The sequence below is a fragment of the Rhizobium sp. CIAT894 genome (assembly GCF_000172795.2).
Classification (GTDB): Bacteria; Pseudomonadota; Alphaproteobacteria; order Rhizobiales; family Rhizobiaceae; genus Rhizobium.
Map to the genome: position 1 here is coordinate 2,350,422 of NZ_CP020947.1, position 16,616 is coordinate 2,367,037.

A 16,616-nucleotide genomic window follows, 5' to 3' on the forward strand; every position below is an offset into this window, starting at 1 on the left:
GACAGCCAATGAGAGTCGATGTCGGAAGAATCGCATTGTGTTTTTTGAGTACGGCGTCACTGGCAGCGGTCGCCGGCATCTCGGCTGCAGGCTCTGCAAGTGCCGGCGAGCAAATATTCGACGAACTGCGCTTCGGGGTCTCGACCTCGGTACAATCGGGACATTCCAGGGAAGACGGCGTCTTTCCCGAAATGACCGTCCTCTTCGATCCTTTCGGATATGAGACCGCCGTCGGCTGGCAGCAGCAGCTGTTGCATCCCCGCGTCCATCTCGGCACCTCGATCGGCACATCGGGCCAAGCCACCCAATTCTTCACCGGCTTCACCTGGACGGTAGATTTCAACGAGAAGCTTTTTGCCGAAGCCGGCTTCGGCGGCGTCATCCATACCGGCGATCTCGACGGCGATGGTGACGGCCCGGAACTCGGCTGCCGCCTCCTCTTCCACGAATATGTCGGCACCGGTTACCGTTTTACCCGCAATTGGAACGTGATGGCCCAGATCGCCCACTCCTCCCATGCCAATCTTTGCGACGGTCCGAACGACGGCATGACGCGCGCCGGCCTGCAGATCGGCTACAAGTTCTGATCGATTGTCCTTTTTGCTGGAAAAGTCTGCCCGCCCCCGTGAACTGCCCCCGAAGTTGGGTGTCCAGCTTCGGGAGTCAGTTCACTGTGTTGACGGCGGGCATTTTCCTGTCGCGCGCCGCCGCTACATAAGCTAAAGACAGCGCAAAACGCGCCAGGGACCTTCCGCTCATGACCATTCCAAACACCATCCCGATCACTCCGGAACTCATCGCGGGCCATGGCCTGAAGCCGGACGAGTACCAGCGCATCCTGGATCTGATCGGCCGCGAACCGACTTTCACCGAGCTTGGCATCTTCTCGGCCATGTGGAACGAGCACTGCTCCTACAAATCCTCGAAGAAATGGCTGCGCACGCTGCCGACCAAGGGGTCGCGCGTCATCCAGGGCCCGGGCGAAAATGCCGGCGTGGTCGATATCGATGACGGCGATTGCGTCGTCTTCAAGATGGAGAGCCACAACCACCCCTCCTATATCGAGCCTTACCAGGGGGCCGCGACCGGCGTCGGCGGCATTCTGCGCGACGTCTTCACGATGGGCGCGCGCCCGATCGCCGCGATGAACGCGCTGCGCTTCGGCGAGCCTGATCATCCCAAGACCCGTCATCTCGTTTCCGGCGTCGTCTCCGGCGTCGGCGGTTACGGCAATTCCTTCGGCGTGCCGACGGTCGGCGGCGAAGTCGAGTTCGATGCCCGTTATAACGGCAACATCCTCGTCAATGCCTTTGCCGCCGGTATCGCAAAATCCAACGCCATTTTCCTGTCCGAAGCCAAGGGCGTCGGCCTTCCGGTCGTCTATCTCGGCGCCAAGACCGGCCGCGACGGCGTCGGCGGCGCGACGATGGCCTCGGCCGAATTCGACGAATCGATCGAAGAAAAGCGCCCGACGGTTCAGGTCGGCGACCCCTTCACCGAAAAGTGCCTGCTCGAGGCCTGCCTCGAGCTGATGCAGACCGGCGCCGTCATCGCCATCCAGGACATGGGTGCCGCCGGCCTCACCTGCTCGGCCGTCGAAATGGGCGCCAAGGGCGATCTCGGCATCCTGCTCGAACTCGACAAGGTGCCGGTCCGCGAAGAGCGCATGACCGCCTACGAGATGATGCTGTCGGAAAGCCAGGAGCGCATGCTCATGGTGCTGCAGCCTGAGAAGGAAGAGGAAGCCAAGGCGATCTTCGTCAAATGGGGCCTCGATTTCGCCATCGTCGGCAAGACGACCGACGACCTGCGCTTCCGCGTCATGCATCAGGGTGAAGAAGTCGCCAACCTGCCGATCAAGGATCTCGGCGACCAGGCGCCGGAATATGACCGGCCCTGGCGCGAATCCGGCAAGCAGGCTCCCCTGCCCGCCAATCTCGTCGCCGCACCGCAGGATTACGGCCAGGCGCTGCTGCAACTTGTCGGCTCCGCCAACCAGTCGAGCCGCCGCTGGGTCTACGAGCAGTACGATACGCTGATCCAGGGCAATTCGCTGCAGCTCCCGGGCGGCGATGCCGGCGTCGTGCGCGTCGACGGCCATCCGAGCAAGGCGCTCGCCTTCTCCTCCGACGTCACCCCGCGTTACGTCGAGGCCGATCCCTTCGAGGGCGGCAAACAGGCTGTCGCCGAATGCTGGCGCAACATCACCGCGACCGGCGCCGAGCCGCTCGCCGCCACCGACAATCTCAACTTCGGCAACCCCGAAAAGCCCGAGATCATGGGCCAGTTCGTTCAGGCGGTGAAGGGCATCGGCGAAGCCTGCCGCGCGCTCGACTTCCCGATCGTCTCGGGCAATGTGTCGCTCTACAACGAGACCAACGGCGTCGCCATCCTGCCGACCCCGACGATCGCAGGTGTCGGCCTGCTGCCGGACTGGCGCAAGATGGTGCGCATCGGCAGCGCCAATGACGGCGACAAGGTGATCATGATCGGCGTCGACGGCAGCCACCTCGGCCAGTCCGTCTATCTGAGAGACGTGCTCTCCAGCCGCGAAGGTCCCGCACCCGAGGTCGATCTCTTTGCCGAGCGCCGCAACGGCGATTTCGTCCGCTCCGTCATCCGCAACGGCCAGGCGACCGCCTGCCACGACATTTCCTCGGGCGGGCTTGCCGTTGCCCTTGCCGAAATGGCCATGGCGTCGGACAAGGGTTTGGCAATCGATCTTAGCGAAGGCAAAGGTGCGCCGCATGCGCTGCTCTTCGGCGAGGATCAGGCGCGATACGTGTTGACGATCCCGGCTGATGTCGCCGATTTCGTCTGCGCCAATGCCGAAGGGGCCGGCGTTCCTTTCCGCCGCCTCGGCACTGTCGCGGGAACGACGCTTACCGTCGGCGATCTCATTTCGCTGCCGATTCAGCAATTGCGCGATGCCCATGAATCGTGGTTCCCTGACTTCATGGAAGGCCGCGGCGAACTGGCCGCGGAATAATGCGCAAGGAGTAACGATCATGGCCATGAACCCCGGTGATATCGAAGACATGATCAAGGCCGGGATTCCCGGAGCCAAGGTGACGATCCGCGATCTGGCCGGCGACGGCGACCACTACGCCGCCGAAGTCGTTGCCGAAGCCTTCCGCGGCAAGAGCCGCGTGCAGCAGCACCAGATGGTCTACGAAGCGCTGAAGGGCAATATGGGCGGCGTGTTGCACGCGCTGGCGCTGCAGACCTCAGCGCCGGAGTGACATGCCGGCTTCAGCCGGTTGTAGGGGTGAGATACACGGACCTGCACCCCAATCTCCCTCATTCCTGTGCTCGGCACAGTGGAGGCAGGCGGCATAACCTACATCAAACACCTGCGAAGGGCTCTTTCTCCCGCCGACTGGATCGGCATAAATGCAAATACGTCTCGTCACCCTACCGTTACCGAGCACCACACCCCTCAAGCCGGCAGCTTGTCCTGCTCCGCATAGGCAAACACCGAGGCCGGCATCGGACCCGATGTCATCAGCGTGAAATCGAAGGCCCCCTTCATATCAGGCCCCAGCACATATTGCCGGTGGACGCGCAACTGATCCTTGCGGATCTTGCGGTAGTGCTCGCGCGTCAGCATCTGCTTGACGCGGATCAGGATCATCTTTGCCGGGGGGGCATCCGCATGGCCGCAGACAGCGACGACCGGCACCTTGTAGAAATTGATCGAATCCGTCAGGCACTGCACGTCGAGCCAGGAAATCGCCGGACACCGGGCGATCAGTCCGACACGTGCGCGCAGCAGCGTCGCCGATGACAGCAGCGCGCATTGCAGGATGGCGCTGCCGAGTGTGGCAAACACCACGCGCTTGCCGTTGAAGATCTCCGGCTCCCTCTCCAGCAATATGCCGATGACATGCGCGGCAACGCTCGACCCCATGCTGTGCGAGGAGATCACATATTCGTCCGCCTCTTCGTCAAACGCTTTGCGCACGGCCGTGGCGCGGTCTTCCAGCCAATGGTTGAAATCACCGGCGCGGTCCATGCGGCCGAGCGCCACCGCCATTTTCCAATCGGCAAAGAGATGCAGCGTATGAAACCGTTCGGCAAACGGCAGGAAGGCGAAGACGAAGAAGCAGCACGCCAGCGGTCCGCTCCACAGCATATGCCACGGCGAAAATCCGAGGGCATAGGGCAGCACGGCGATCTGCGCCGTCAGCGCGATCGCCAGCGCCGTCAGCAGGAACGGAAAGAGGAAGAACAGACCAAAGCGCCAGGCATGCCGGAAATATCCCCGCATGCCGCCTTCCCGCACGATCTGGGCGAAGCTTCGAAAACCCGCAATGATCTGGCTCGGCGTGCTGCCGCTGCGCAGCCTGCGTACGAGCGTATCGTGATCGGCCATGTGCACCCGGCTCTTCGTCCGCCAGCCGGGGGAGCCCTCCGCCCCGCTATTCGTCGTCACCTCGAAACTGAGGGGATCGCTTCCTGTCTCAGACGTCCCGGTCTCAACCGAATAGCCCCAGACGGCAGCACTCTGCCTGGCAGAGCGTTCGTAGCGCGCCCTGTGGGCAACGCCGTCAAGCGGCTCGAAGCCCGGAAAATGCAGGACGACCCGCTTCTCGATCAGTTTCATTCCACCTTCCAGCCGGCCAAATAGCCGGCATGTTGCGTGCGATCCGGCTGCCGCGCCGCGAATATCGGCGAAAAAGCAGCTATGGTCTCGAAGCCGTCTTGCTAACCGAACCCTTCCGGAATTCAATAGCGCCCATGTCGTTTCCACCATGAACGGAGGGTTTTTGTGGCCGATCTTGTCAAAGAATTGATATCAGGCGTCGTCGACAGCGTCCTTAAGGAAATCCTGAAGAAAACCACCGGTCGCGCCACAACGAAGCGCAAGAAGCGTAAAACGCGCAGTTCGTCAACAACCGCTGCAGCGCGCAAGCCCGCCTCGACCGCCCGCAAGACCGCCGCGACGACACGCAAGCCCGCCCGCAAACAGCTCAGCAAGCGCCGAACCGCCGCCGGCCGCAGCCGTCAGCGGCGCAACTGAAATCGAACAGATCCCGGCCTGTCTCGCCCTGCCACCGTCACGCGACGGCAACAATGCCGGAGTGGTCTGACCAGATTGGTCTTTTTTTGGTTCGGGCGGCTGGAATTCCTGCCGCCGCATGCTATCTAAAGGCAACGATTGAAACGGCGGGCCTTTAACCCGCCTGTTGAAAGGATCAGGTCCTATGAGCGGCATTCACGAATTCATCGACAACGAAATCAAGAGCAACGACGTCGTCCTCTTCATGAAGGGCACGCCGCAGTTTCCGCAGTGCGGTTTCTCCGGGCAGGTCGTACAGATCCTCGATTACATCGGTGTCGACTACAAGGGCATCAACGTGCTCGCCGATTCGGAAATCCGCCAGGGCATCAAGGATTATTCCAACTGGCCGACGATTCCTCAGCTTTACATCAAGGGCGAGTTCGTCGGCGGCTGTGACATCGTCAGGGAAATGTTCCAGGCCGGTGAACTGCAGCAGCATCTCCAGGAAAACGGCGTCACCGTGCGCGGCGCCGCCTGATCGGTCACCGGGCGCGTCCGCCCGGTTTCCAATTCTGTAATCTTGCGTCCGAGGCGCTGCGACCAGCAGCGCCTTAGCCTGTTTATGGGAATTTCATTGTGACAGATTCATCACAAGCCGTGTCCGCGGGCCGCCTGCCCATGGGCAAACGAGAATTCATCGCGCTCGCTGCTTTCCTGATGGCCGTCAACTCGCTGGCGATCGATATCATGCTGCCGGCCTTGCAGCAGATCGGCGCGAGCCTCGGCGTCGAGAGCGAAAATCATCGTCAGTTCGTCGTGTCCACCTATCTGCTCGGTTTCGGCTGCGCCCAGCTGTTCTATGGTCCGCTGTCCGATCGCTTCGGCCGCCGCACGCCGCTTCTGATCGGTCTCGTCGTCTATATCGCTTCCGCCGTCAGCATCGTCTTCGTCCCCTCCTTCGCAGGCCTTCTGGTGCTGCGCTTCATCCAGGGCATCGGCTCGGCGGCAACCCGCGTCATTACCGTGTCCATCGTACGCGATATCTATGGCGGCCGGCAGATGGCCGAGGTCATGTCGCTGATCATGATGGTCTTCATGATCGTCCCGGTCATCGCCCCCGGCACCGGCCAGATCGTCATGGTCTTCGGCAACTGGCACCTGATCTTCCTCTTCATCGCCGCAATGGCGACGGCTATCGCCGTCTGGGCCTACCTTCGCCTGCCGGAAACCCTGCATCCCGCCAATGTCCGCCCCTTTACCGCCCGCTCGATCTTCGGCGCCTTCAAGCTGGTTCTGACCAATCGCATCGCCCTCTGCTACACCATCGCCAGCACCTTCATCTTCGGCGCGCTGTTCGGCTTCATCAACTCCGCCCAGCAGGTCTATGTCGGCATTTATGATCTCGGCGTCTATTTCCCCTTCGCCTTCGCCGGCGTGGCGATCTTCATGTCGCTGTCGTCCTTCTTCAATTCGCGCTTTGTCGGCAAGCTCGGCATGCGCCGCCTGTCGCACGGCTCGCTCCTTGGCTTTATCGCCATCAACACCATTTGGCTGATCGTCCAGATGGCGAGTTCCGGGCCGATGCCTTTCGCTCTCTTCATCTCTTTCTTCGGCCTTGCCATGTTCCAGTTCGGCTGGATCGGCTCGAACTTCAACTCGCTCGCCATGGAGCCGCTCGGCCATGTCGCCGGCACCGCCTCCTCCGTTCTCGGCTTCATGAGCACGGTCGGTGGCGCCCTCATCGGCGCCGGCATCGGCCAGGCCTTCGACGGCACCGCGCTGCCGATGGTCGCCGGCTATTTCACCGTGTCGATCATCGGGCTGGTCTTCGTACTGATCGCCGAGAAAGGCCGCCTCTTCCAACAGCAGAACCCGGCCGCCTGAACGGCCGACTCCTCCGCATCCGGGATATCACCACATGACGCCGCCGCATAAACCGCACCAGGAAAACCAGGGCTCCCGCCGCATCGGCATGGGTTTCGGCGAATTCGTCGTCACCATCGCCATCATGACCGCCAGCATCGCCATGGCCATCGACAGCATGCTGCCGGCGCTGCCCAATATCGGCCATTCCCTTGGCGTCACCAATACCAACGACGCGCAGCTGATCATTGGCGTCTTCTTCTTAGGCTTCGGCGTCTCGCAGATATTCTTCGGCAGCCTTTCGGATACGTTCGGCCGCCGCAACATCCTGCTCGGCGGCCTGGCTTGCTACGTGATCGGGATGTTTGCCGCCGCAGCAACCGGCAGCTTCGAAATGCTGCTCCTCATGCGCTTCATTCAGGGCGTGGGCGGTGCGGCGGTGCGCATCACCACCATGGCTGTTGTGCGCGACTGCTTCGGCGGCCGCGAAATGGCCCGCGTCATGTCCTATGTCATGATCGTCTTCATGATCGTGCCGATCGTCGCCCCCTCCGTCGGTCAGTTGATCATCCTCTACGCCAACTGGCACTGGATCTTCATCCTGCTCGGCATCGTCGCCTCCATCCTGTTCGTCTGGGCGCTCCTGCGGCTGAAGGAATCGCTGCCGCCGGAAGAGCGCCTGCCGCTGTCGGTCGGCTCCGTCGCGGACGGCTTCAAGACCGTGCTCACCAACCGCATCACCTGCGGGTACATGATCGGTCTCACCATGTTCACCGGCGTCATCAGCGCCTATGTGATCTCGGTGCAGCAGGTCTTCGGCGAGGTCTATGGCCTTGGTGATTGGCTGCCGATCGCCTTTGCCGCCACCGCCGGCGGCATTGCGGTCGCCAATTTCGCCAACGGCTTCTTCGTGCGCAAATTCGGCATGCGCCGCATCTCGCATGCCGCTTTGCTGATCTTCACGGCACTGTCGGCTGTCGGCTTCTTCATTTCGCTGGCCGCCAAACCGGACTTCGCCGTCGCCTACGGCATCTTCACCATCGTGCTGATGATGTTTGCCGTCATCGCCACCAATTTTACCGCCATCAGCCTCGAGCCGATGGGCAATCTCGCCGGCACGGCGACCGCCATCACCGGCTTCGTCTCGACAACGGCAGGCGCCATTCTCGGCGGCCTGGTCGGCCAGATGTTCAACGGCACGGTGCAGCCGCTTTTCGGCGGCTTTGCGATTTTCGGTCTGCTGACCATCGCCGCCACGCTTTGGGCAGAGAACGGCAAGCTCTTCACCCATCCCGGCGACAGCCCGCAGCTTGATCCGGGTGGAGCCCACTTCTGACGCGAGCCCGCCGGCCGCAGAGATTCGGCCGGTGCCAAGTTACTTTGGAACCAAGAGCAAGACATCCGGGATGGACGACCGAATTTTGATCAGGCCGTACACGCCGGCTGACGCGGACGCGACGATTGACATCTTTCTGCGCGCCATCCGGGAAGTCTCGTTCAAAGACTATTCGCCCCCTCAGATAGAGGCCTGGGCAAAGGTGGAAGATCACGGCCTGTGGGCCGAGCGCCGGATCAGCAGGCCTGCGTGGATTGCGGAAATCGACGGAAAGCCGGCGGGGTTTTCCGATCTGACCGCTGAAGGATGTGTGGATATGATGTTCGTCCACCCGCGATATCAGGGGCTCGGTATCGCAAGCCGGCTCTTGAACACAATCGAGGCGGAAGCTCTGAGGCTGGGATTCACCAGAATTTATACCGAAGCCAGTAGAACCGCCCGGCCGTTTTTCGAGCGTAGGGGTTTCCGCGTGATATCAAGGCAAACCGTCGAGAAACGCGGGCAAAGCCTGGAAAACTTCCTCATGGAAAAACTCTACGCGTAACAGGTACGCACCCCAATGACTGTCCGGATGAAACCGGCATTCCCCGTCGCAGGGCACGGCCGCAAAATCAGCGTTCTGCGGCCGGGTCTCATCCGTTCAGACCGTGAAGACCTCGCGCCGCAGCAGGTCCCAGGAAGCCTTGTCGGGAGCCACCAGCAGCCCACCTTCGAGATGGTGCGGCAGATAGGGCGAGCCGTCGAAACGGGCGGCATACCCGCCGGCCTCCTGCGAGATCAGCGCGCCCGCGAGGTGATCCCAGGGCATCATTTTGTTATACATCAGATAATGGACATGCCCGCCGGCGAAGGTGCGGTATTCGTGCGCCGCACAGCGGTAGTTGGTGAGAAAACGCACCTTGGCGAGATTGCCGAGAATCTCCGCCCGCTTCTCCTGCCGCAGATAGCCGGTGGAGGCCATGCCGACCATCTGACCGAGTGAGACAGGCTCGGCAGCGCGCAACCGCCGCACCTCGCCGTCCGGCCGCCGCAGCCAGGCGCCGCCACCCTTTTCCGCCATCACCCAATCATCGCCCATCGGATCGTAGATGATGCCGGCAATGGTCTCGCCGCCCGATATGACCGAGGCCATGACGCCGAAGGCGGGGATGCCGGCGGCGAAGTTGAACGTGCCGTCGACCGGATCGACGACAATGGCAAGATCGGCATCTGCGAGCCTGCCAAGCAAATCAGGTTCGGCCGCGACCGATTCTTCGCCGAGGAACAGCGCGCTCGGCCAGAGCCGCTCTGCTTCCGCCTTGATCATCCGTTCGGCCCGTTCGTCGGCCTCTGTGACGAGATCGGTCGCCTCGCTCTTGGCACGCACATCATCCTCGCCAAGCCGGCGGAAGCGCGGCAGGATCTCCGTCTTCGCCGCACGGCGCAAGAGATCGGCAAGAACGGTCACGTCGACAGTCGCAGTCATGTCAAATCCTTCGGCTCGGCCTCCGGGTAAAGGGTCTCAAATCAGATGCCGACGATCTCACGCCGGATCATCTGCCAGCTTTCCCTGTCGGGCGCGGAGATGATGCCGCCTGTCGTCTCACCGGGACGATAAGGCGTACCGTCGAATTTCGCCGTATGGCCGCCGGCCTCCTGATGTGCGAGCACGCCGGCCAGGTGATCCCAGGGCATCAGCTTCGCATGGCCGATGAAATGCAGCTTGCCGGAGGCGGCTAGCCAATACTCATAGGCCGAGCAGTTGAAGGCGAAGGTCATCCTGATCTTTGCCATGTTGGCTGAGATGCGTGAGCGGTCCGGGTCATCCATGTGGCCCCACGAGATGCCGCCGACCATCTGGTTCAAGGCGGCGGGCTCCGCCACAGCAAGCCTGCTCGATTGCCCGTCCTGCCGCGTCAGGAAGGCGCCCGCTCCTTTGATCGCCGTCACCGTATCGCCGAGAACGGGATCATGAATGATGCCGGCGACCGTCTCGCCCTTGACGGTTACCGCCAGCATCGTCCCGAAGACAGGAAGCCCGGCGGCGAAATTGAAAGTTCCATCGACAGGATCGATGACGAAGGCAAGCTCGGCATCGGCAAGTGCCGGCACGACGGACCGGTCGGCCTCATAAGCCTCCTCGCCGACGACGAGTGCCGAGGGAAAGCGCTCTTTCAGCGCCGCGGTGATCCTGTGTTCGGCGAGCAGATCCGCCTGCGTCACAACATCGATCGCGGAGGTCTTTTCCGAAACATCGCCAGCACCGAGATTACGAAAACGCGGCATGATCTCGGCTTGCGCCGCTCCCCTGACGCAATCGCCGAGAAAGAGAATATCCTGATCTGAAATTGTCATGCGAATTCCTGTCCTTGATCCAAATAGCCAGCCTGCTTAGCCGGCCATTCATGACGGATCTGTGACACCAAGGGTGGAAAAGTCGAAGAGTTTAGGATCGAGCAGATGCGACGGGTTCACATGCGAAAGCGCCCGCAGCATCGTGTCCTTGCGTCCCGGCATGCGCCGCTCGATATCGGCGAGCATGTCCTTCATCGCATTGCGCTGCAGCCCATCCTGCGAGCCGCAGAGATCGCAGGGAATGATCGGAAACTGCATGGCGGCGGCGAACTTCGCGAGGTCGTCCTCGGCGGCATAAGCGAGCGGCCGAAGCACCATCAGGTCGCCCTCGTCGTTCAGAAGTTTCGCCGGCATGGAGGCAAGCCGCCCGCCGTGGAAGAAATTCATGAAGAAGGTTTCGAGAATATCCTCGCGGTGATGGCCGAGCACCAGCGCATCGCAGCCCTCCTCCCGCGCGACGCGGTAGAGATTGCCGCGCCGCAGCCGCGAACAGAGCGAGCAATAGGTCGCCCCCTCCGGCACTTTTTCCTTCACGATCGAATAGGTATCTCGATATTCGATCCGATGCCGCACGCCGATTTTGGTCAGATAGTCCGGCAGCACGTGCTTCGGAAAGTTCGGCTGGCCCTGGTCGAGATTGCAGGCAACAAGCTCGACCGGCAGCAGGCCGCGCCATTGCAGGTCGAGCAGCAGCGCCAGCAGCCCGTAAGAATCCTTGCCGCCGGAAAGGCCGACAAGCCAACGCTTCTGCCCCTTGAGCATGTCGAAATCGTCGAAGGCCTGGCGCACCTGCCGCAGCAGCCGCTTGCGCAGCTTGTTGAAGGAGACAGAGCGCGGTGCATCGGCAAACAGCGCATGGCCGATGCCGCTGTCGGCTTCGCCGCTTTCCAGGTCATCCGCGATATTGGCTGCGATATTCATGGCTCCGTCCTATCGAAGATTCATGCTTGCCTTATCAGAAACCCTTCGCCAACACAGCCTCAATCGCCGAAAACAGACCAGCCGGTGCGCGCCGCCAGCATTTCCAGCGCCACGGCACCGAGCTGCGAATTGCCGACCTTATTGAGACCCGGCGACCAAACCGCGATCGAGGCAATGCCGGGCGCAACGGCGAAGATGCCGCCGCCCACACCGCTCTTGCCGGGCAGGCCGACATGATAGGCGAAATCACCCGAGCCGTCGTAATGGCCGCAGGTCAGCATCAGCGCGTTGATGCGCCGCGCCCGCTTCGGCGAGACCACCGAATGGCCGGTCATCGGATTGCTGCCGCGCGCCGCCAGGAACAGCCCGGCGCGGGCGAGCTGCTCGCAGCTCATCGATAGAGCGCATTGATGGAAATAGACGCCGAGCACATGGTCGACGGGATGGTCGAGATTACGATAGGCGCGCATGAAATTGGCGAGCGCGACATTGCGATAGCCGGTCTGCGTTTCCGAGCGCGCCACCTTGTCGTCGATGGTGATCGATTCGTCGTCGGCGAGATACCGCACGAAGCGCAGAAATTCGCCGATCGCCTCGCGCGGCGCATGACCGGCCAGGACGACGTCGCTGACGGCGATCGCGCCGGCATTGATGAAGGGATTGCGCGGTATCCCGCTTTCATGCTCGAGCTGGACGATCGAGTTGAAGGCCGATCCGGACGGTTCACGCCCGACGCGCTTCCAAAGGCCTTCGCCGACCTTGCCGAGCGCCAGCGTCAGCATGAAGACCTTGGAGATGCTCTGGATCGAGAAGGCGATGTCGGCATCGCCGACACGGTAGACCTTGCCGTCGACGGTAACGATCGCCATGCCGAACTGCCGTGGATCGACCTTGGCCAGCTCCGGAATATAATCGGCGACCTTACCCTCGCCGACCCGCGGCAGGATATCGGTGTAGATGCTATCGAGGGTCGCCTGCAAATCCGCCATCGCTTCTCTCCTAATAACAAAAAAGCCGCCCGAAAGAGCGGCTTTTCCATAAGCGAAAACGCCTGGTTCGTCTTAACGCGAATAGAATTCGACGACCAGATGCGGTTCCATGACGACCGGGAACGGAACGTCGCTCAGCGTCGGGACGCGGCCGAAGGTAGCGACCATCTTGTTGTGATCGACTTCGATATAGTCGGGAACGTCGCGCTCTGCGAGGCTGACGGCTTCCAGAACGGTCACCAGCTGCTTCGACTTCTCGCGAACTTCAATGACGTCGCCGGCCTTGCAGCGGTAAGAACCGATGTTGACGCGAACGCCGTTGACGGTGACGTGGCCATGGTTGACGAACTGACGGGCAGCGAAGACCGTCGGAACGAACTTGGCGCGATAGACGATCGCGTCGAGGCGCGATTCCAGCAGGCCGATCAGGTTTTCCGAGGTGTCGCCCTTGCGGCGGTCGGCTTCAGCGAAGATCGCGCGGAACTGCTTTTCGCGCAGGTCGCCGTAGTAGCCCTTGAGCTTCTGCTTGGCACGCAGCTGCACACCGAAGTCCGAAAGCTTGCCCTTGCGGCGCTGGCCGTGCTGGCCCGGGCCGTATTCGCGGCGGTTCACCGGGGACTTCGGACGGCCCCAGATGTTTTCGCCCATACGGCGGTCGATTTTGTACTTGGACGATTCGCGCTTGCTCATCGCATTTCCTTTCAAAGGTTTATGGCGATTTGTTACCAAACCGCACGAAGGAAACACGCCCTCCTCTGATCTCTGCCGAGATCTGACAGGATATTCCGGTTACGCGAACTGGAACCATCCACGGGACATGTCAAATGAAACACCGGACATTGCTGCCCGGTGCTTGGCGCGGTCTTTAGAGGTCCGTCATGAAAATGTCAACAGCGGCAAAACCCGAAACAACCACTATTCCGCCGCCAGCGGCTGATCGCCGGTATCGGGCGCGTTGGCGTCGCCTGGCGCCGTCTGGCAGCCCATATCCGGGAAGGCGACGATACGCTTGCCGGAAAAATCCGTGTGCACGACGATGCTGCCCTGCTCCTCGAAATAGCCGAGCAGGCGCCGTGCCCGGCGGGCGGAATGGGTGCCGTAGGCGCGGGCGATGCGGGCGTCCGACGGGCACGGTTCGCCGCAGACGGCGGCCTTGGCAAGCATCAGGAAGACGCCCTGGAGGTCGTCGGTGACACCAGATGACAGCGATAGCGCCGTCGCCCACTCGTCGCTCGCCGCTGTCGCGGCATCGACACCGGAGCGGGAGATCGCCACACGCCGGCGGAAATCCGGCAGCGCGATCGGCGGTCCCGGCACGCGGCGCATGCGCAACCGCACGAGAAAATCCTGGTAGAGAACCGAATCGGTACGGAAGGCGGAGGTGGGATCGTCGAGTATTTCGGCAAGCACACCGGCGAGGCGCTCTTCCCGCTCCTCGGCGGAGACCTCCACCTGGCTCGCCCTCGCCTCGACAGGCGCAGGCGACGCCGCTGGTGTCGAGCGCGAAAGTTCAGCCAATATATCGGTGGTCGGCCGCGGGGCCGGCGGCGCGCGGCGCACGAGCGGACGCTGGAATTCCTCCGGATCGGGCGTGAAGATCAGGTCCTCGACATCCTGTGGCGCATCCGGCAGCGGCATCAGCTTCGGGCTGGAAGAGCGCGCGGAGGTTTCCACCGCGCCGATCTGGATCGGCAGCGGCCGGCGCGACAGCGCAGGGCCGAGGGCGACGAAATTGCCGCGCTTCAGATCCCGGAACATCTCGGCCTGGCGCCGGTCCATGCCGAGCAGGTCGGCGGCGCGCGCCATGTCGATATCGAGAAAGGTGCGGCCCATCAGGAAATTCGAGGCCTCGGCCGCGACGTTCTTGGCGAGTTTGGCAAGCCGCTGCGTGGCAATGACGCCGGCAAGCCCGCGCTTACGGCCGCGGCACATCAGGTTGGTCATCGCGCCGAGCGACATCTTGCGCGCATCTTCCGAGACGTCGCCGCCCACCGACGGTGCAAACATCTGCGCCTCGTCGACAACGACGAGAACCGGATACCAATATTCGCGATCGGCATCGAACATGCCGTTGAGGAAGGCGGCGGCCGCACGCATCTGCTGCTCGATATCGAGACCTTCAAGCGTCAGCACGCAGGAGACGCGATGCTGACGGATGCGGTTGGCAATGCCCGCCAATTCCGCCTCGGTGCGCTCGCCGTCGACGACGATATGGCCGAACCTGTCGCTGAGAGTGACGAAATCACCCTCGGGATCGATGATGACCTGCTGCACCCATTGCGCGGATTGCTCGAGCAGACGGCGCAAAAGATGCGACTTGCCCGATCCGGAATTACCCTGCACGAGCAGACGGGTCGCCAGCAGCTCCTCGATATCGAGCGTCGCCGGGCTGCCGGACGCCAATCCCATATCGATACCAACCTGCAATGCTGATCCTCGCGGCCAAGAGACTCACATGAACGAACCGCCATTCTTCCGAAACGGCAACGCCCCGTCTATCAAAGAATCTGCTGATTTTCAGGGTCGGATTTCGCCAACCCACAGGACAATTCCCTTCATGCTCTCAAGCCGAAACCCTGCATCAGCCGCCGTGTCGCGAAATCCTGGTGGCCGGACGTGAAGACCGCGAAGTCGAAATTGTCGGGATGCACCGCATCGGCCGCCGCCGGCACCAGCGTGCGGGCGCGGCGCGCGATTGCTTCGGCCGGATCAAGCCAGTCCACCGGCCAGGGCGCAAGCCGCCGGAAAAGATTGGCCATGAACGGATAATGGGTGCAGGCCAGCACGACGATATCGGTCTTTTGACCATCCTTCTCGACGAAACATTGGTCGATTTCCGCAAGCACGGCGTCGTCGGAGACGGCGTCGCCGCGAATATAGGCTTCGGCCATGCGCGCAAGGTTCTCCGAGCCGACAAGGCGGACATGGCATTGCTGCGCGAAGGACTGGATGAGGTCGCGCGTATAGGCCCGCTTCACCGTGCCGGGGGTGGCAAGCACCGAAACCAGCCCCGAGCGCGTGCGCTCCGCCGCCGGTTTGATCGCCGGCACGGTGCCGACGAAGGTCATCTGGGGAAAGGCGGCCCGCAGGTCGGCTCCAACAAGCGTGAAGGCGGTGTTGCAGGCGATGATACAGACTTCGGGATCATGTTCCGTCAAGAGCTTGCCGAAGAGCCCGATGATCCGCTCCTTCAGCGCCTGTTCCTCCCAGCCGCCGTAGGGAAAGCCGGCATCGTCGGCGACATAGATAAAGCCGCGTTCCGGCATCAGCACACGCGCCTCACGCAGCACGGTCAGCCCGCCGATGCCGGAATCGAAGAGGAGGATGGGTTTCAGCTCACGCGTCGTCGCTGTCATCTGGCAGTGTTTCCTTGGCCGGTGTCGGGAACCTGCCGCCGCGCGGGCTCTTGCGCGAGAAGCGGTCGAGGGAGGAGATGACGCCGCGCAACACGCTGATTTCCTGCTCCGTGAAAGCCCGGCGGGATAGAACTGCACGCAGATTGTCGACCATTTTTGGCTTTTTCCCGGCAGGATGGAAATATCCACGCGCATCGAGCGCCTCTTCCAGCTGATCGAATAGGCCGAAGAGCTGTTCCTTGGTCGACGGCGTCTGTCCCATTGCCTGGAAGGGCACGGCGCCGACATCCTCCATGCCTGACTTCATCCATTCGTACGACATCAGCAGCACGGCCTGGGCTATATTCAATGAGGCAAAAGCCGGGTTGACCGGAAAGGTGACGATCTCGTCGGCAAGCGCCACTTCCTCATTGGTCAGCCCCCAGCGCTCCCGCCCGAACAGAATGCCGGTGCCCTCGCCCGCCCGGAATTTTGCTCTGAGCGTCTCGGCGGCGATGACGGGGGAGCGCACCGGCTTATAACCGTCGCGTTCGCGCGCCGTCGTCGCATAGACGAAGTTAAGGTCGGCGACCGCCTGCTCCAGCGTGTCGTAGACCTTCGTTGCCGCGATCACATGATCGGCCTTGGAGGCAGTCGCCAGGGCTTTTTCATTCGGCCAGCCGTCGCGCGGATTGACAAGGCGCAATTCGGCAAGGCCGAAATTCGCCATGGCGCGCGCCACCATGCCGATATTCTCGCCCATCTGCGGCTCGACCAGAATGATGGCCGGCCCTTCGGCCAGAAGTTGACGCTCGCTGTTCGTGCCTGCCATG

The 16,616-nt window shown here is 62.2% G+C and carries 17 protein-coding genes; 8 read left to right on the forward strand and 9 right to left on the reverse strand.

The features are described from left to right. Positions 1–8: 8 nt before the first annotated feature. The 3 genes from RHEC894_RS11675 (at position 9) to RHEC894_RS11685 (ending at position 3,242) form a co-directional block, all read left to right on the forward strand. Positions 9–587, forward strand: a complete 579-nt coding sequence (locus RHEC894_RS11675) for an acyloxyacyl hydrolase (protein WP_085737386.1) — start codon at positions 9–11, stop codon at positions 585–587. A 170-nt stretch (positions 588–757) separates the two neighbouring features. Then, positions 758–2,989: a phosphoribosylformylglycinamidine synthase subunit PurL gene (purL, locus tag RHEC894_RS11680; RefSeq protein WP_085737387.1), complete on the forward strand. Its 2,232-nt coding sequence runs from the start codon at positions 758–760 to the stop codon at positions 2,987–2,989. Positions 2,990–3,008: 19 nt separating this feature from the next. Continuing rightward, positions 3,009–3,242 carry a BolA family transcriptional regulator gene (locus RHEC894_RS11685; protein WP_085737388.1) on the forward strand — a complete coding sequence of 78 codons (234 nt, stop codon included), beginning with the start codon at positions 3,009–3,011 and terminating at the stop codon, positions 3,240–3,242. A 197-nt stretch (positions 3,243–3,439) separates the two neighbouring features. Here the strand turns inward: RHEC894_RS11685 and RHEC894_RS11690 are convergent, their stop codons facing one another. After that, positions 3,440–4,606, reverse strand: a complete 1,167-nt coding sequence (locus RHEC894_RS11690; protein ID WP_085737389.1) for a hypothetical protein — start codon at positions 4,604–4,606, stop codon at positions 3,440–3,442. A 165-nt stretch (positions 4,607–4,771) separates the two neighbouring features. Here RHEC894_RS11690 and RHEC894_RS11695 point away from each other — a divergent pair, with 165 nt between their 5' ends. The 5 genes from RHEC894_RS11695 to RHEC894_RS11715 all read left to right on the forward strand — a co-directional run bounded on the left by RHEC894_RS11695 (position 4,772) and on the right by RHEC894_RS11715 (position 8,748). After that, positions 4,772–5,023 carry a hypothetical protein gene (locus RHEC894_RS11695; RefSeq protein WP_010062797.1) on the forward strand — a complete coding sequence of 84 codons (252 nt, stop codon included), beginning with the start codon at positions 4,772–4,774 and terminating at the stop codon, positions 5,021–5,023. Positions 5,024–5,207: 184 nt separating this feature from the next. Beyond that, positions 5,208–5,543: a Grx4 family monothiol glutaredoxin gene (gene grxD, locus RHEC894_RS11700; RefSeq protein ID WP_085737390.1), complete on the forward strand. Its 336-nt coding sequence runs from the start codon at positions 5,208–5,210 to the stop codon at positions 5,541–5,543. A gap of 140 nt (positions 5,544–5,683) precedes the next feature. Next, a complete protein-coding gene (locus RHEC894_RS11705; protein WP_085738950.1) occupies positions 5,684–6,889 on the forward strand; it encodes a multidrug effflux MFS transporter in 1,206 nt (401 codons plus the stop codon). A 34-nt stretch (positions 6,890–6,923) separates the two neighbouring features. Further along, positions 6,924–8,204: a multidrug effflux MFS transporter gene (locus RHEC894_RS11710; protein ID WP_085737391.1), complete on the forward strand. Its 1,281-nt coding sequence runs from the start codon at positions 6,924–6,926 to the stop codon at positions 8,202–8,204. 70 nt (positions 8,205–8,274) lie between these two features. Further along, a complete protein-coding gene (locus tag RHEC894_RS11715; RefSeq protein ID WP_085737392.1) occupies positions 8,275–8,748 on the forward strand; it encodes a GNAT family N-acetyltransferase in 474 nt (157 codons plus the stop codon). A gap of 96 nt (positions 8,749–8,844) precedes the next feature. On the opposite strand, the gene RHEC894_RS11720 is transcribed toward RHEC894_RS11715, so the two are convergent. From RHEC894_RS11720 to RHEC894_RS11755, 8 genes are all read right to left on the reverse strand, one after another. Then, positions 8,845–9,669 (reverse strand): inositol monophosphatase family protein, encoded by an 825-nt coding sequence (locus tag RHEC894_RS11720; RefSeq protein ID WP_085737393.1) that lies wholly within the window; start codon positions 9,667–9,669, stop codon positions 8,845–8,847. Between the two features lie 41 nt (positions 9,670–9,710). Further along, positions 9,711–10,538 (reverse strand): inositol monophosphatase family protein, encoded by an 828-nt coding sequence (locus RHEC894_RS11725; RefSeq protein ID WP_085737394.1) that lies wholly within the window; start codon positions 10,536–10,538, stop codon positions 9,711–9,713. Between the two features lie 48 nt (positions 10,539–10,586). Continuing rightward, positions 10,587–11,459 carry a tRNA 2-thiocytidine(32) synthetase TtcA gene (ttcA, locus tag RHEC894_RS11730; RefSeq protein ID WP_010069314.1) on the reverse strand — a complete coding sequence of 291 codons (873 nt, stop codon included), beginning with the start codon at positions 11,457–11,459 and terminating at the stop codon, positions 10,587–10,589. A gap of 59 nt (positions 11,460–11,518) precedes the next feature. Next, on the reverse strand, positions 11,519–12,448 hold the full coding sequence (locus RHEC894_RS11735; RefSeq protein WP_085737395.1) for a glutaminase: 930 nt from the start codon (positions 12,446–12,448) through the stop codon (positions 11,519–11,521). A gap of 72 nt (positions 12,449–12,520) precedes the next feature. Continuing rightward, positions 12,521–13,138: a 30S ribosomal protein S4 gene (rpsD, locus tag RHEC894_RS11740; RefSeq protein ID WP_004676212.1), complete on the reverse strand. Its 618-nt coding sequence runs from the start codon at positions 13,136–13,138 to the stop codon at positions 12,521–12,523. A gap of 225 nt (positions 13,139–13,363) precedes the next feature. Then, complete coding sequence (locus RHEC894_RS11745; RefSeq protein WP_085737396.1) at positions 13,364–14,875, reverse strand: ATP-binding protein; 1,512 nt, start codon at positions 14,873–14,875, stop codon at positions 13,364–13,366. A 128-nt stretch (positions 14,876–15,003) separates the two neighbouring features. Then, positions 15,004–15,804: a glutamate racemase gene (gene murI / locus RHEC894_RS11750; protein ID WP_085737397.1), complete on the reverse strand. Its 801-nt coding sequence runs from the start codon at positions 15,802–15,804 to the stop codon at positions 15,004–15,006. Further along, entirely contained in the window at positions 15,785–16,615 is an 831-nt protein-coding gene (locus RHEC894_RS11755; RefSeq protein WP_085737398.1) for an RNA methyltransferase, read from the reverse strand. The genes murI and RHEC894_RS11755 overlap by 20 nt, the downstream gene beginning before the upstream one ends. Position 16,616 lies beyond the last annotated feature (1 nt).

Excerpts from the sequence above, each read along its gene's own strand:
- RHEC894_RS11675 (WP_085737386.1), top strand. The coding sequence starts at position 9 with ATGAGAGTCGATGTCGGAAGAATCGCATTGTGTTTTTTGAGTACGGCG.
- purL (WP_085737387.1), top strand. The coding sequence starts at position 758 with ATGACCATTCCAAACACCATCCCGATCACTCCGGAACTCATCGCGGGC.
- RHEC894_RS11685 (WP_085737388.1), top strand. The coding sequence starts at position 3,009 with ATGGCCATGAACCCCGGTGATATCGAAGACATGATCAAGGCCGGGATT.
- RHEC894_RS11690 (WP_085737389.1), bottom strand. The coding sequence starts at position 4,606 with ATGAAACTGATCGAGAAGCGGGTCGTCCTGCATTTTCCGGGCTTCGAG.
- grxD (WP_085737390.1), top strand. The coding sequence starts at position 5,208 with ATGAGCGGCATTCACGAATTCATCGACAACGAAATCAAGAGCAACGAC.
- RHEC894_RS11705 (WP_085738950.1), top strand. The coding sequence starts at position 5,684 with ATGGGCAAACGAGAATTCATCGCGCTCGCTGCTTTCCTGATGGCCGTC.
- RHEC894_RS11710 (WP_085737391.1), top strand. The coding sequence starts at position 6,924 with ATGACGCCGCCGCATAAACCGCACCAGGAAAACCAGGGCTCCCGCCGC.
- RHEC894_RS11715 (WP_085737392.1), top strand. The coding sequence starts at position 8,275 with ATGGACGACCGAATTTTGATCAGGCCGTACACGCCGGCTGACGCGGAC.
- RHEC894_RS11720 (WP_085737393.1), bottom strand. The coding sequence starts at position 9,669 with ATGACTGCGACTGTCGACGTGACCGTTCTTGCCGATCTCTTGCGCCGT.
- RHEC894_RS11725 (WP_085737394.1), bottom strand. The coding sequence starts at position 10,538 with ATGACAATTTCAGATCAGGATATTCTCTTTCTCGGCGATTGCGTCAGG.
- ttcA (WP_010069314.1), bottom strand. The coding sequence starts at position 11,459 with ATGAATATCGCAGCCAATATCGCGGATGACCTGGAAAGCGGCGAAGCC.
- RHEC894_RS11735 (WP_085737395.1), bottom strand. The coding sequence starts at position 12,448 with ATGGCGGATTTGCAGGCGACCCTCGATAGCATCTACACCGATATCCTG.
- rpsD (WP_004676212.1), bottom strand. The coding sequence starts at position 13,138 with ATGAGCAAGCGCGAATCGTCCAAGTACAAAATCGACCGCCGTATGGGC.
- murI (WP_085737397.1), bottom strand. The coding sequence starts at position 15,804 with ATGACAGCGACGACGCGTGAGCTGAAACCCATCCTCCTCTTCGATTCC.
- RHEC894_RS11755 (WP_085737398.1), bottom strand. The coding sequence starts at position 16,615 with ATGGCAGGCACGAACAGCGAGCGTCAACTTCTGGCCGAAGGGCCGGCC.